This window comes from Streptomyces sp. NPDC003077 (assembly GCF_040611095.1).
GTDB lineage: Bacteria > Actinomycetota > Actinomycetes > Streptomycetales > Streptomycetaceae > Streptomyces.
Genome location: NZ_JBEXNM010000094.1, coordinates 1 through 13,721, shown reverse-complemented (window position 1 = coordinate 13,721; position 13,721 = coordinate 1). Strand labels below are relative to the sequence as shown.

At 71.9% G+C, this 13,721-nt stretch carries 15 protein-coding genes; 6 read left to right on the top strand and 9 right to left on the bottom strand.

Annotated elements, in window-relative coordinates; all coding sequences use genetic code 11:
• The first annotated feature begins 217 nt into the window (after positions 1–217).
• Complete coding sequence (locus ABZX96_RS35165) at positions 218–574, top strand: hypothetical protein (protein ID WP_355552709.1); 357 nt, start codon at positions 218–220, stop codon at positions 572–574.
• Between the two features lie 120 nt (positions 575–694).
• Here ABZX96_RS35165 and sigJ read toward each other — a convergent pair whose 3' ends face one another.
• Positions 695–1,615: an RNA polymerase sigma factor SigJ gene (gene sigJ, locus ABZX96_RS35160; RefSeq protein ID WP_355552706.1), complete on the bottom strand. Its 921-nt coding sequence runs from the start codon at positions 1,613–1,615 to the stop codon at positions 695–697.
• 101 nt (positions 1,616–1,716) lie between these two features.
• On the opposite strand from sigJ, the gene ABZX96_RS35155 reads away from it, so the two are divergent.
• The gene (locus ABZX96_RS35155) at positions 1,717–2,136 is read left to right on the top strand and encodes a hypothetical protein (RefSeq protein WP_355552703.1); all 420 of its coding nucleotides are present in this window, start codon (positions 1,717–1,719) and stop codon (positions 2,134–2,136) included.
• 200 nt (positions 2,137–2,336) lie between these two features.
• Here ABZX96_RS35155 and ABZX96_RS35150 read toward each other — a convergent pair whose 3' ends face one another.
• The 5 genes from ABZX96_RS35150 to ABZX96_RS35130 all read right to left on the bottom strand — a co-directional run bounded on the left by ABZX96_RS35150 (position 2,337) and on the right by ABZX96_RS35130 (position 7,206).
• Complete coding sequence (locus ABZX96_RS35150; protein ID WP_355552701.1) at positions 2,337–3,137, bottom strand: GNAT family N-acetyltransferase; 801 nt, start codon at positions 3,135–3,137, stop codon at positions 2,337–2,339.
• Between the two features lie 180 nt (positions 3,138–3,317).
• Positions 3,318–3,761 carry a hypothetical protein gene (locus ABZX96_RS35145; RefSeq protein ID WP_355552698.1) on the bottom strand — a complete coding sequence of 148 codons (444 nt, stop codon included), beginning with the start codon at positions 3,759–3,761 and terminating at the stop codon, positions 3,318–3,320.
• A gap of 463 nt (positions 3,762–4,224) precedes the next feature.
• Entirely contained in the window at positions 4,225–4,500 is a 276-nt protein-coding gene (locus ABZX96_RS35140; RefSeq protein ID WP_355552695.1) for a hypothetical protein, read from the bottom strand.
• Positions 4,501–4,725: 225 nt separating this feature from the next.
• On the bottom strand, positions 4,726–6,030 hold the full coding sequence (locus ABZX96_RS35135) for a GNAT family N-acetyltransferase (RefSeq protein WP_355552692.1): 1,305 nt from the start codon (positions 6,028–6,030) through the stop codon (positions 4,726–4,728).
• Positions 6,031–6,534: 504 nt separating this feature from the next.
• Positions 6,535–7,206 carry a DUF4097 family beta strand repeat-containing protein gene (locus ABZX96_RS35130; protein WP_355552689.1) on the bottom strand — a complete coding sequence of 224 codons (672 nt, stop codon included), beginning with the start codon at positions 7,204–7,206 and terminating at the stop codon, positions 6,535–6,537.
• A gap of 239 nt (positions 7,207–7,445) precedes the next feature.
• On the opposite strand from ABZX96_RS35130, the gene ABZX96_RS35125 reads away from it, so the two are divergent.
• Positions 7,446–8,201 (top strand): helix-turn-helix domain-containing protein, encoded by a 756-nt coding sequence (locus ABZX96_RS35125; RefSeq protein WP_355552686.1) that lies wholly within the window; start codon positions 7,446–7,448, stop codon positions 8,199–8,201.
• Positions 8,202–8,445: 244 nt separating this feature from the next.
• Here ABZX96_RS35125 and ABZX96_RS35120 read toward each other — a convergent pair whose 3' ends face one another.
• On the bottom strand, positions 8,446–9,087 hold the full coding sequence (locus ABZX96_RS35120) for an MBL fold metallo-hydrolase (protein WP_355552683.1): 642 nt from the start codon (positions 9,085–9,087) through the stop codon (positions 8,446–8,448).
• Between the two features lie 78 nt (positions 9,088–9,165).
• On the opposite strand from ABZX96_RS35120, the gene ABZX96_RS35115 reads away from it, so the two are divergent.
• Positions 9,166–9,588, top strand: coding sequence for a MarR family transcriptional regulator (locus tag ABZX96_RS35115; RefSeq protein ID WP_355552680.1), 423 nt, complete (start codon positions 9,166–9,168; stop codon positions 9,586–9,588).
• A 280-nt stretch (positions 9,589–9,868) separates the two neighbouring features.
• Here ABZX96_RS35115 and ABZX96_RS35110 read toward each other — a convergent pair whose 3' ends face one another.
• Positions 9,869–10,675 (bottom strand): hypothetical protein, encoded by an 807-nt coding sequence (locus ABZX96_RS35110; protein WP_355552678.1) that lies wholly within the window; start codon positions 10,673–10,675, stop codon positions 9,869–9,871.
• Between the two features lie 256 nt (positions 10,676–10,931).
• A complete protein-coding gene (locus tag ABZX96_RS35105; protein WP_355552676.1) occupies positions 10,932–11,636 on the bottom strand; it encodes a GntR family transcriptional regulator in 705 nt (234 codons plus the stop codon).
• 176 nt (positions 11,637–11,812) lie between these two features.
• Here ABZX96_RS35105 and ABZX96_RS35100 point away from each other — a divergent pair, with 176 nt between their 5' ends.
• Both ABZX96_RS35100 and ABZX96_RS35095 read left to right on the top strand, forming a co-directional pair.
• The gene (locus ABZX96_RS35100; protein ID WP_355552670.1) at positions 11,813–12,352 is read left to right on the top strand and encodes a YbhB/YbcL family Raf kinase inhibitor-like protein; all 540 of its coding nucleotides are present in this window, start codon (positions 11,813–11,815) and stop codon (positions 12,350–12,352) included.
• A 133-nt stretch (positions 12,353–12,485) separates the two neighbouring features.
• Positions 12,486–13,370 (top strand): hypothetical protein, encoded by an 885-nt coding sequence (locus ABZX96_RS35095; protein ID WP_355552668.1) that lies wholly within the window; start codon positions 12,486–12,488, stop codon positions 13,368–13,370.
• The last annotated feature ends 351 nt before the right edge of the window (positions 13,371–13,721 follow it).

The window sequence follows — 13,721 nt, the reverse complement described above, 5'->3', positions numbered from 1 at the left end:
CGGATCACCAAGACGGTCTCGCCCGTCGGATTCCGGCCAACTGTCTCCGGTGTTGCCCACCGCCGCGATCGTGGCGTGGGTGCGACCAGATGACGGCCCACCGCCGCCCGGTGGCTCGGATGACCGGCGGCCTTCTGTCGGTGCGGAGGGCGAGGGAGGTCGGAGCGGCTGCACGACGTCGGGAACTTCGGCGCCGCGGGGAGCGTCGGTAAAGATCATGGGAAAGCGTGTGGAATCCGCCGATGCCGTCGGCTGCCTCGTGGCGGCCGTCGGCGCGAGCGTCGGGCTCGGGGTGTGGCTGCGGGGCGCCCTGCCCGGTATCCGCGGTGGTTTCGAAGGAGAGCGGGACTTGAGCCTGCTGTACGTGGAGCTGCCGCTCATGCTGGTCGGGGTGCCGGCGCTCACGTTGGCGTCCTGGGCGCTCACCGGCGTCGCGCTTCGCCGCCGGGTGGGGCGGGGCGCCCGGGCCGCCGTGTCGGGAGGAGCGGCCGTGGTCGCGCTGGCAGCGCTCGCCTGGGCGTGTCTGGCGTGGCTGGACGTCAAGGTGGACGCCGTCCTCCAGGACGGTGGATGACCGGGGCTCCTCGCTTCCACACCGCGACCGGATCCGGGTGCCGGGGACGCCGGTCGCGGCTCGGGATGGTGAGGAGGGACCTGGCCGGCGGCGCGGCGGCCAGATGCGGCGGCACCTCGGTCAGTTCCCCTCCCGGGCCCACGGCCGCAGTTTCTCCGGGTTGCGGACCGCCCAGATGCGGGTGACGCGCCCGTCGGAGACGTCGAACGAGGCCACGGTGACGACGACGCCCGCGCGCCGGGCCACCAGGCCGGGCGCACCGCTGACGGACCGCTCCAGCAGTTCGAGCCCCGGAGCCCTGTCGGCCATGGCGGCCATGTACCGGGCGATGCGCGCGCCGCCCTCGACCGGATGCAGGGCGGCGCCGACCACGCCCCCGCCGTCGGCGGTCATCACGGCGGCCGGGTCGAGGAGAGCGACGAGGGCCGCGATGTCCTTGGTCTGCCAGGCCTCTTTGACGCGCCGCACCACGTCGGCCTGACCGGTGGCGGTCACCGGAGCGCGCGCGAGGCTCACCCGCCGCCGGGCGGAGGCCGCCAGTTGCTTGCAGGCCGCGGGCGTCCGGCCGAGAACGTCGGCGATCTCCGCGAACGGGTACCGGAAGACGTCGTGCAGGACGAACGCCACCCGCTCAGCAGGCGTCATCGACTCCAGGACGACGAGAAAAGCCATGGTCACCGACTCGTCCAGGACGATCTGATCGGCGGGGTCCGCGGGGCCGGTGAGCTCGGCGCCGTCCGCGTGGTCCCGCTCGGTGCGGTCGGGCAACGGCTCGGGCAGCCACGCGCCGACATAGCGTTCACGGCGGGCCCGCGCCGAGCCGAGCACATCCAGGCAGACGCGGCCGGTCACCGTCGTCAGCCAGGCGCCGGGGGACACGATCTCCTCCCGCCGGCTCCGCGGCAGCCCGTACCAGCGCGCGTACGCCTCCTGCACGGCGTCCTCGGCCTCGGTCACCGAACCGAGCAACCGGTAGGCGACATTGATCAACCGGCGCCGCTCGCCGGCCGTCCCGTCGGTGCTCGTCCCGACCGTCCCCATGCTTCCGGCCGCTCCCTCGCCTTACCTTTCGCGGGCCCGCGTCGTCGGACGGGTGAGAGCTTATCGACCACCTGCCCGAGGGCGGGAAAGGGGACTGCGACATGGCCGCTCAGGCGAAGGCGAAGGCTGCGACGACGGCTGTCACGACGAGGACAAAGACAAGGACGGCGAACGCACGGCGCGGCTCCCGGTTCCTGCGGATCGCGATCGCCCTGCAGACCCTGACCATCTTCCTTCAAGCGGTCTCCGCCGGACTGCTGCTGACCTCGCCCTACGGAGAGACGCTGCACAGCGCCGGAGCCCGCGTGATGTACGGGGCGTCGATGCTGTACCTGCTCGCGGCGGTGCTGGCCTGGAAGCCGGGCGGCGGCTCGCCCCGGCCGATCCGGCACGCGGCAGGTTTCCTCGTCCTCGCCTCGGCCCAGGTCGTACTCGGCATCGCGCACGTTCCGTCGGTCCATCTGCCCTTGGGCGTCTTGATGTTCGGGCTGAGTGTGCTGGTGCTGGTCCGGCGCTACTGAGGTAGGCGGCACCCCGCCGTACGGTGCGGGCCGGCCACCACCGTGCGGCAGGGTGCGGAACCGCCCGGCGGCCGTGGCGGCGTGCCGGGCGGTTCATGACGGGGCCGCCGCCTGTCGTCGTCGGCGATCAGGCCGCGTCGCGGGGCAGCCCTTCAAGGCTTCCGCCCTTCAGCCCATCACCCCTTCAATCCATCACCCCTTCACCCCTTCAATCCGTAGAAGTGGATCGGTGTGTTCGGCTGGAACCCGATGCGCGGGTAGACGGGGGCCCCGGCGGCGGTCGCGTGCAGCGTGGCGCGGGTCAGCCCGGTGGCCCGGGCGCCCTCGTACAACGCCTTGCGCGTGACCGCCTCGCCGTAGCCCCTGCGTTGCCACTGCGGGTCCGTGGCGACGAGCACGACGAAGAGGCGCCCGTCCGCTTCGATCGCACCGGCACAGGCCACCGGCACATCGCCGCGCAGGGCCAGGTAGGCGTACACCTCGTTCTTCCACAGCGTGGATCCGACGAGCCCGTCGCGGCCCTCCTCCAGAGGGAACCCGTAAGCGCGCGAGTTGAGGTCCGCGTAGGCGCGCAACTGCTCGTCGGTGGTCACCCGCGCGAAGGTCAGGTCGGGGTGGACCGGCTCGGGGATCGGGAGCAGGTCTCCGGCCATGCCCGTACCGGGGAAGGCGTACTCAAGACCGGCCCGCTCGGCCGCCGCCGCGAGCGTGGAGCGGGCCCCGTCGTCGAGAAGGTCCTCGAAGAGCCACAGGAAGCCGGGGTGCTTCTTGGAACGCATGATGTCCGCCACCTGCCGCAGACGGTGCTCGACGAGTTCGGCGTCCGCGCCCACGTCGGTCAAGGTGACGCAGTTCCAGAAGGCGAACGAGCAGTCGGCCCAGCGAACGGCGATGCCCGGAAGATCACGCACATCCGCACCCGCGTCGCGGTCGAGCACCATGGCACGCCACACCGCGGCGAGTTGCTCCACCGATTCCCTGGACTCCGCGAGACCGGTCACCGTACCCCCACCCCTCATCGATCCTGCGCGAACCCCTGCCCCGGTGGTTCGCGACCCCGCCCCGGGCCGGGTCAGTGGGTACCCTACTCACGGCGCCCGTCGGCGTAACCATCCGGTTGCTGAAACGTGTTCTTCGTCCACCGCGAAACGGACATCCCCCGTCACGAGCCCCGCCTGGGCTCAGGAGTAGCGCCGCAAAGCCCCTGGTCGCTCGAAGTAGAACCCCGTCGGTCCACTGGGCGCGGCGCCCCCGCACAGGCAGGGCTGGCCCCCGCCGCGCACCAGTCCGCCGCCGTTCATGACGGGTTTGCCGTCGAGGCGCCGCCCGCTGAAGCCGAAAATGTGCGTACCCCGGCTCAGCCTCATCAGTCCGGTCACCACGCGCTGTGCCGGTACGGGCAGGCCGCCGGATACCAAGGGCACGATCAGGAACAGGTTCCTCTTCTCCCGTGCCGTCGGACCGGTCCAGAGTGCGACGGTCACCGCGGCGTCGTCCGCTTCCGGGAGGCACCCGCGTACGTAGTACGGCTTGGCGACGGGAGCGTCGGTGTAGTGCCAGAGGGCGGCGGCCACGGCGCTCTGCGCCTGGGTGCGGCACGCGGCGGAACAGGTCGGTTGGGTCACGGCGGGCACTCCGGAGATCCTGGCGCATGGGGCTGCGGCTGCGGCTGCGGCTGCGGTCGATGGTCTGGTCGGCGGGTCGGGGGCTGGCTTGCGGCGGACGGCTGGATTCCCGTCCGCGATATAAGGATGCCTTCGCCTTCCCTTTCGTCTTCGTACTCGTCCTCGTCTTCGTCTTCGTCCTCGTAAGTCCGCGGAGAGCGGCTATAGGGCCGTCGGTCCAAGGCAGCAGCCGATGGCCCGTTTTACTCGCTGGAGGGTGTCCGACGGCGTTTTACGGGCGTGGCCCCGTCAGGCGGTCGATGGCCTCGTGGCGGGGCAGGCCGGCGCCGGGCGGCCCTTCGGCGCCGGCTCGGCCACCGGGCACGAGGCACCGGGCGCCGCCTCATCTGGTACGTCCGCAGAGCAGCGGGCATGGCGTGGCGGGCCTGGTCGGCGGGCGGGGCGTATTGCAGACGGTAGCGGCTCACGCCACCTCCGCGCCCGGGCCGCCGGCCCCGGTGGCGCCGATGTCCTCCCCGCGGGCCAGGCGGTCGAAGAGGGCGTCGTCCTCCTCGTCGGCGCCCGTACCGGCCAGGGCCCAGCGCACCAGCGCCGCGGGGAGCTCGGCGGCGGGCAGATGCGCGATCTCGCGGTCGAACTCGTCCGCGCGGCCGGCGTCCAGGGTGGACCGGATGGCGGCGATGGTGCCGGGCAGCTCCACCAGCTCCCCGCCGATCACCGTCTTGAAGGTGGCATCCACATGGACCTCCTTTCCCTCCCGTACCGTACGCCCGTCGGCCGACCGGGGCCCCGGAATCGCCCTGCCCAACGCTCCTCTCCGCCATGTACCGCAGGTCGCGTGGGGGTGCTCGATCTGCCGCGTGCCCGCTCCGGCCGGGACCGCGCCGCGTTCGTCGAGCACCTGAAAGGGCGACCAGCGCGTAGCCCGGCTACCGAGGGGCGCCCAGCGTCGGTGAGCGCACGCTCAGAACCAGTGCAGGCAGTGCGGGGAGCGCTCGGCGCGGAAGAGGGTGTCGGCGAGGGTCGCCGCGCCGGGGTGGTGGGCCCGGATGTGCCCGGCACGTACGAGTGTGCTCGGGGCGGTGCCGCCGAGGTAGATCGAGCCGAGATCGCTCACGTCCAGGGACAGGTCGGGCTCCCGGTTCGTCGGGACGCAGTCGGCCTTGCCGTCCCGGACGGTCAGCAGGTAGCGGCCGTGTTCGCCGAGGAACGGGTCCTTGACGTCGAGGACGAGCTCACCGTCCACGAACCAGCCGCGCGCCGTCAGAGCACGCGGGACGTCCAGCAGCCGCACCCAGAGCCAGTCGGTGTCGCCGCTCACCTCGCCGGCGCGGAAGTCCGCGAGCTGCCGGCGCAGCGGGTGATCGGGCAGGACGTGCTTGAACACGACCTGTGAGACCAGATCGTGTCCGAGTACGAACCGGGCCAGGGCCGTGAAGACGGCGTCGTCCGTGGCGATGGTCTCGTCGACCGTCAGGGTGCCGGACTCGATCGAGTAGCCGGCGTACCCGTCCGGGACGCCGTCGGGGTCCCGGTGCACGGCGACATAGCGCGGCGCCGGCGATATCGGGGGCTGCCCCGCGCGCAAGGCCCACCAGCGGTGCGGCCGGGACAGCGCGCCGGGCTGTGCGCGGCGGTACCGGTCGTAGACCTCTTCGAGGATCTCGCCGCACTCGGCACGCCGCAGCAGCTCGATCGAGCCGTTGTCCGAGTCGTTGACCGAAGCGCTGACCGAGTCGTTGAGCGAGCCCTTGACCGAAGCGCTGTCCGAAGCGCTGTCCGAGCCGGTTGCCGGTGCGTCAGCCGCTCCGCGCGCCCGGGGAACGGCGAGGGCGGCCCTGTGACGCGGCACCGTCAGCCGCGCCGTGTAGGTCGCCGGTCCGTAGCCGAACCTGCCGTAGATCGTCGCCTCGGAGGCCAGCAGGACGGAGACGAACTCCCCACGGGCCCGCAACTCGGCGAGCTGATGCCGCATCATCGCACTGAGCACGCCCCGGCGCCGGTGCGAGGGCAGAACACCGACGGCGGTCACCCCGGCGGCCGGGACAAGGTTCTCGCCGGGCAGGGTGAGCTCGAAGGAGTACGCGGCGGCGGTGCCGATGGGCCGCCCGTCCGCCGTCAGGGCGAGCAGGCCACGGTCCATTTCGAGCGCCGACCACCAGAGCCCGCCGCCGCCCTCGGTCGGGGTGTCCGGGAAGTGCCCGAACGCGGCATGGATGGTGTCGACGAAGACGTCAAGATCCTCTTCGGTCGTGGAACGGATCTCCATTGCCGCCGCTGCCTCCTCGGGATACCGGCACCACGAGTCGTGGTGTCCGGCCACAGTGCAACGTTGCCGAGTGGCCAGGGCAAGCGAATTACGGCCGGTCACAGGCCCAGCTCGGTCCCAGCCTGACGCCGGGGTGAGTCCCATGGCCGGGCTCGGCCTCGGTGATCGCCGCAGAAGTGGGCGTCTTCGTCGGCGATTTCGTGGGCGTCTTCGTGGGCGTCTTCGTCGGCGCCTTCGTCGGCATCTTCGTGGGCGTCTTCGGTTGCGCCGTGCACAAGCCCCTCATCCCCGGACCGCCCACCCGTCGGCTGCCGGGCCTCCACGGCTGCCTTGCCGCTGGCCGTCCGAGTGAGAACTCCGGGGTCCTGTCCCATGCCCGGGGAAGCTCCGACGAAGACGCGCCCCGGCGGCCCCGGCCAGGTCTCTGGTCGCGGCGGGTCCCGCGGCCGTGTCGCCGTGGGACCCGCCCGGCCCGCTCGTCAGGGTGGGGCATGGAGGCGCTGTTCAGAGGCTGCGGGCGGTGATGTCGCCGTGGGCGGTGGTCGCGTGGATGTGCAAACCGGCGGCGGCGCCGTCGGTGTTCTTGAGCGTGTTGTGGATCCGGCCGTAGGAGGTGCCGGCGTCCAGGGAGGCGGAGACGCCGGCCGCGGCGCCGATCGCGATCTCGCCGGACTCGGTGCGCAGGGTGACCGTGCCGTGCACGGCCTCGGCGATCCGGATGTCGCCCTTCGCGGTGGTGATCTCCGCGGGGCCGCCCAGGCGGCCGACCGAGACGTCGCCGGCGAGGGTGGAGAGGTGGGCGCTCGCGGTCTCGTCGAGCTTGATCGAGCCGTGCGAGCCCTCGAAGGTGACGTCTCCGAGTCGCCCGACGCCCCGGAGTTCGCCGTCGGCCGCCTTCGCCTCGACGCGGGAACCGGCGGGCAGTTGGACGGTCACTTCGAGGGTCCCGCTCGGACCGAGGATCTGGTTCTTCGCGGCCGGGGCCTCGATCCGCAGGACGCCGTCGCCGTAGACGACCGTGGTCTGTTCCGCCGCCTTCACGTCGCGGCTCTTGGAGGCGTTCGCGGGCAGGATCTCGACCGTGGTGTCGGCCCGGTCCGCGGCGATGAACCGGATGTGCCCCGCGGGGATGTCGAGAACGGCGGTCACCGGGGCGGGAGTGTCGAACTTCTGCATGGTGCGTTCCTTCGGCTCGTCGTGTCGTTTCGGACGAGTGAAACGCTACGTTGCGTTTTACTTACCTTGCAACGCTCTTGTTGCGCTCAACCCATAAAGCAGCAGCTCACAGCCGTTAAATCATTGCAACGATGTTACGAGTTAACGCAACAACCCCACCCCCATTCGTTGCAATGGATTGAAGGTGAACGCTATACTGCGAGCGTCCAAGGACCACGGAAAGCACGAAGGGGACCGCGATGCCGGGAGGCAGACTCACCCAGCAGGAACGCCAGCAGATCGCGCTGGGGCTGGCGGACGGCCTCGCCTACGCGGAGATCGCCAGACGGCTCGGCCGTCCGACCTCGACGGTCACGCGCGAGGTGATGCGCAACGGCGGCCCCACCTCCTACCGCGCCGACCTCGCCCACCGCGCCACCCAACACCGCGCCCACCGGCGCAAACAGACCGCGCCCCGAGGGCCGCAGGCGCCTTCGCAGACCCACGGACGCGACGCCGAGGCCGTGCGCGAGTACGAGGAGACCCTTACCACCGTCCTCATACAATCGGGCTCGCCCAAGATGATGGCCCGCGTCCTGGCCTGCCTCTTCACCAGCGACACGGGCAGCCTCACCGCGTCCGAACTCGTCCAGCGGCTCCAGGTCAGCCCGGCCTCCATCTCCAAAGCGATCGCGTTCCTCGACAGCCAGGGGCTCGTCCGGCGGGAACGCGACGAGCGCCGCCGCGAGCGCTACGTCGTCGACGACGACGTCTGGTACCAGTCGATGATCGCCAGCGCCCGCGGTACCGCCCACCTCGCCGAAACCGCACGACAGGGCGTCGACGTCCTCGGCCGCGGCACCCCGGCCGCCACCCGCCTCGAAAACGTCGCCCGCTTCGTCGACTTCGTCTCCGAGAGCATCGCCCGCGCCGCGGACCAGGCCCGCGAAATCCTCCACACGAAACCCGAAGCGGCCCTGGACGGCACGACCGAGTCGGGTGCGGATCGCGGATAGGCAGCCCTCCCGACGGCCGCAGCCAGTGCTGCCCGCGTCGGTTCCTTGCGGGTCGTCGCCCTGCCCACCCCTCGCCCCTCGCCCCTCGCCCCTGCGCGACCTGCCCTGATCAAGTCGCCATCGACGGCCCGGAGCAGGCCGCCCGATTCGCAGGCCGGGGGCCCTCCGCAAAGGACGCCACGGCGGGGCGATCCGGCGTGCCGCCCCATAACTTTTCTCAGGTGGCCTGCCGCGTGGCGCGGTCTCAGCCGAGTTCGATGGACGCGCCCGCGGTCAGGCGGTGGTAAGGGGCTCCGACGCCGGGGCCGTTGTCGCCCAGGAAGCCTTCGATCATCGCGGTGCCGACGTCGCTGAGGGCGCCGTCGTGGATGGCGTACGACCGTCGCGGGGCCACAGCGCGCACGTAGTCGATGAGCTGTCCGGTGGCGGACCAGGGGCCGTGCACGGGCAGGAGCAGGGTGTCGACGGTGGCGTCGGGGACGGTGAGCGCGTCTCCCGGGTGGAACAGGGCGTCGTCGACGAGGAAGCCGATGTTGCCGATGCGCGGGATGTCGGGGTGGATCGGTGCGTGCCACGTTCCGTAGACCTTCACGTCGAAGCCTGCGGCGGTGAAGGCCGCTCCCTCGCCGACGGCGGTGACCCGGGCACCGAGACCGTCCAGCCGCCGGGCGACGGAGGTGTTGGTCCAGATCCTCAGGGCCGGGTTGCGCTCAGCGGCTTTGCGCAACGCCTCTTCGGAGAAGTGATCGAAGTGTTCGTGGGTGACGAGGACCGCGTCGACGTCTTCCAGTGCCTGTGGTTCGGTCAGGCCGCCCGGGTCGACGACCAGGCGGCGGCCGTCCTTCTCGACGCGGACGCAGGCGTGGCCGAACTTGGTGAGCTGCATGGCGGTGTCTCTGAAGCCTCTCAATATATACAACCTGGTTACACATCCAGGTTACACAAAGGTGGATAGGATGGGCCTATGGACGACGTGCTGGCCGAAGACCTGCGGCAGGTCATCGGGGAACTGGTCCGCGCCGTGCGGGCCGTGGACACCATGCCCTCCGGCGAGGCCGCCACCCTCGGTCACCTCGATCGCGGCGGCCCGCAGACCACGGCCGACATCGCCCACCTGCGCGGCGTGACCCACCAGGCGGCGGCCAAAACCGTGAAGGAACTCCTCGGCAACGGCCTGGTGCGCGCCGAACCCCATCCCCATGACGGCCGCAAGCTCCTGCTGCACATCACCGACCCGGGCCGCGCCCGCCTCCAGCAGGAACGCTCGCAGCGCGCCAACCGGCTCAACACCGCCATCCGCGACACGCTCAACCCCGACGAGCAGAAGCGACTGCGGGAGTGCGTTCCGCTGCTGGCACGCGTGACCGCCGGCATCACCGGGCGGTGACCGCGGAGGGGCGCGTGCAATGCGCTGATGCGGCGCACCGCCAGGGCTGAGGCGTCCGCGTCCACGACCTCCTGGCCGCGTCCGCGCTCTCGTAGGGAAATCGGCTGCGCACGGCGTACTCGGATCAGTGCGACCTTCGGACTCGCTCAAGCACAGTGCGGTGGTGTGGCGCCGGCGGCGGGGCGTGCCGGGGGATGGCCAAGCCGTGGAACCCGGCGGTGAACAGGGCCAGTGCCACGGCCCTGTGCGTCCCGCGGCCGTTGTTCGCGGTCCCGGTGCGTCAGACCGCCCAGGGCAGGCGTACGGCTTCGAGGTCCGGGTCGGCGACCAGGGCGTCGATCAGTGACGAAGGGCCTGCCACCTTGGTGCCCCACAGGTCGTAGTCGGTCCAGACCGCCCACGAGCGGTCCTGCGGCCAGAAGTTGGACGGGCTGAAGTCCGGCTCCTCCAGATCGGCCAGGGCGTGGGCGTCCCCCAGCCGGCCCGTGAGGACGTGTCGGTGGCTGACGTCCACGCTTCCCATGAGGAGCGGGTTGTAGTAGGCGAAGCAGGGCGTGTCCGGGGCGCTTGGGCTGTGCTTGAGCAGGAGGGTGATGAGCCGGTCCCAGCTGTCCCGGTCCAGGCTGCCCTCGGTCGGCGGCTCGATCCCCGTCGGCCAGCTGCCGTCCTCGGCCCGCCCGTCGGGCGCGCTGCGGTAGGAGGGCAGCAGCCCCTCGGCCACCACGGGCTCGCCCACGCGGTCGGCCAGCTCCGCCCACCGCAGCCGCCGCCAGCCGGCTCCGGGGTGCCCGGCCCATCCCAGCCCGCCGCCCGTGGCGATCAGGCCCGGTGTGGCGTCGATGTCGATACCCCCGACGACGAGGGGTTCGACGCTGCCGTCGGCCAGCGCCGCCTGGTGCGCCTGATGGTGCGACACCGCGCCGTGGCCGTGCTCGTGCTCGTGCTCGTACATCGCGTTCAGCACCCAGGCGGCGTCCGGCATCCCGGGCACGGGGAATCCCGTGAGGCCATCGTCCTGGCAGCACTCCTCCAGCCACGCGGCTTCGGCTGACGGGGCGACCTGCCACAGGGGGGATATCTCGGACATGCCGCTCATGCTTTCATCCCGACGGGTCCACCATCCGACCGGCCCGTCGCCGGCCCGGAACGCGACAGCAGCGGCCAGTGCACGACCGACGCCGGAACCGAAGGGGCCGCATGCCGTTAAGGGGCCTCGCTATGGGGTTCTCGTTCCGGGGCTCGCTGTGGATCTCGGTGCGGACCTCGGTGCGGGAAAGCCTCGTAACCGGTCGTCGGCTGTGCGGTCCGCGTGCACGGGAGCATTGCCGGGTTCCGGGCCGGACCTACGCACCCTGACCCGAACCGTCCGTCAGAGCGGTCGCGGTCAGAGTGAGGTGCTGCACCAGGACCTCGGCCGCCGTGTCGGCGTCGCGGGACAGGGCCGCTTCCTCCAGGGCGCGGTGTTCCTTTGCGCCGTCCCGGTGGGGGTTGCGGTGTGCCGACCAGCGGCGGGCGAGTTCACTGGCGGTCCACAGGCGGTCGAAGGTCTCCAGCAGGGCGGGGTTGCCGCAGCCCTCCAGCAGGGTGCGGTGGAAGACCCGGTGGGCCTCGGACCATGCGCTGCTGTAGTACTCGCCTTCCTCCGGGACGTACGCCGGGGTGCGGACCAGGCGGTGGTGGGCGGCTCGGACGCGGGCCTCCCAGTCGACGTCGCCGCGTTCGATGGACATGCGCAGGACGACCGGTTCGATGGTCCGGCGGGCCTCCGCGATCTCCTGCCAGCGGCGGTCGGAGACGGACGGGACCGCGAATCCGCGGTTGGGCAGCCGGTCGGCGAGGCCGTCGCCGACCACGCGCACGAGCGCCTCGCGGACGACGGCCAGACTGACGCCCTGTTCCCTGGCGAGGTCCTGCGGTTTGAGGGCGTCACCGGGGGCGTAGCTCCCGCGCATGATCGCGTCCCGCAGGTGTGCGTAGACCTGCTCGGAAAGCATCTGCTTCCCGGGGTGCTTCCCGGAGGGGGCCGGGGTGTGAGGCGTGCCAGTCATCACGTCAGCATAGACGGTCTCGCAGATAATCGATTTTCTTTGTTATTGTCGATTTGGCGGTGGGTGGGTGGGTGGGTGAGTGGGGGTTCTCCGGCGGTGCCGTTCCGTCGGCCCCCGCCCCCGCGGCCCCATGAGCCAGCCGCCCCACCGTCCTCAGCCCCGAAAGGAACGTCGCGATGAGCGCCAACGACAACGACCCCTTCGCCCGCCTCCCCCAGGTGGCGTCCTTCACCGTCACCAGCACCACCGTCGCCGACGGAGCCGCCTGGCCGCCCGAGCAGCACGCCTCCGGCCTGCCGGGCGGGAAGGACGTCTCGCCGCAGCTGTCCTGGAGCGGCGCGCCGGACGGCACCAAGAGCTATGCCGTCACCGTCTACGACCCCGACGCCCCCACCGGGTCCGGGTTCTGGCACTGGGCGGTCGCCGACATCCCCGCCACGGTCGGCGAGTTGCCCGAGGGAGCCGGTGACGACACCGGTTCGGGCCTGCCCGAGGGCGCCTACCAGCTGCCCAACGACGCCCGCCTGGCCCGCTACATCGGCGCCGCCCCGCCCGCCGGGCACGGCCCGCACCGTTACTTCGTCGTGGTGCACGCCCTGGACGTCGAGTCCATCGGCGTACCGGCCGACGCCACTCCGGCCGTCCTCGGCTTCACCATGGCCGGCCACACCCTCGGCCGCGCGGTCCTGATGGCCACCGCCGAAACTCCCGCCTGATCGCCTGATCGCCTGATCGCCTGATCACCATCGCCGACGCCCCCGCCTGATTACTACCGCCGACTCCCGCCTGACGGCACCGGCAACACCCCCGCCTGACGGCACCGCTCAACTCCCGGGAGGGACACCCCCGATGCGCCTCGACGACCATTCCGCCCCCGTCCGCCTCCGCGACGGCTCGATGGACCTGAGCACCGTCCACGACATCAGCCAAGCCATCACCGCGGCTCACCTGTTCATCTACCTCGTCCCCGAAGGCCCTCAGGAGGCGGCCAAGCTCGGCGTGAGCGAGCGCGGACCGGCGTACTTCGCCTTCCGGTCGGCCGCGATGGGGGCGGTTCCGTGGCAGGTCACGCTCGCGGCCTTCTACAACTTCAGCCCGCGGGCGGTGCGGGCCATGGCGGGCGTGTGGGACGCCGCGCCGCCCGAACGGTGGCAGGCCGCCCGGTTCCTGGCCGCCGGGCGGGCGATGCGGCGCGTCGGCGCGCACCTCGCGGAGGAGCGGCTCGCCGAGGCGCGGTCGCTGATCGATCCGGTCGTCGCCGGTGCCGACTACGCCGGCAAGATGCTGGCCGCCGCGAACGCGTCGGTCGCGCTTCCGTCCGATCCGCTCGTCGCGCTGTGGCAGCAGATCACGGTGGTGCGCGAGTGGCGCGGTGACGCGCATCTCGTCGTCCTCGCCGCCAACGATCTCGGACCGTGCGACTGCCTCGTTCTGCACACCGCGACAGGCCGCCTCCCCACGGCCCTCGCGCGGAGGACCCGCCTGTGGGACGACCAGGAGTGGGCCGCAGCGACGGCGCGTCTCGTCGCGCGCGGCTGGCTCGACTCCGACGGCGCGATCACCACCGCCGGCAGCGCGGCGAGGGAGCGGATCGAGAGGGAAACGGACGAGCATTGCGCCGCGCTGTGGGCGCCGATCGGTGACGCGGGCGCCCGTCGCCTCGCCTCGCTCATCGCGCCGATCACCGACGCGTTCACCGCGGCGGGGACGTTCGAGGAGCTTCGTTCTGCTTGAGGGTGGCGGCATCGGCCGCTTGGGGTTGGCGGCATGGGCAAGCGTGAGGCTGGTGGCATCGGCCGGCTGAGGCTGGCGGTACCGGCAAGACGTCCGGCGGCCGGCCATGGCGCGAGCTGGGCACCTCCTTCGCCTGGGGACCTGCGCGGGGATCTGCTCGGGGACCTGCGCGGGGGACCTCCTCGGGCCCCCGTCCGCCCCGCCCCGCTCCGTCGCCCGGCCCCCCAACGACCCGCACGATCGCAGTCGTCAGCAGGCGGGGCGGCCTCGGCCAGCCTCGGTCGTCAGCGATCGGCCTCGGTCGTCCGTGGTCGGGGGGGTTAAACGCCCCCCCCCCCCCCCACGCCCCCC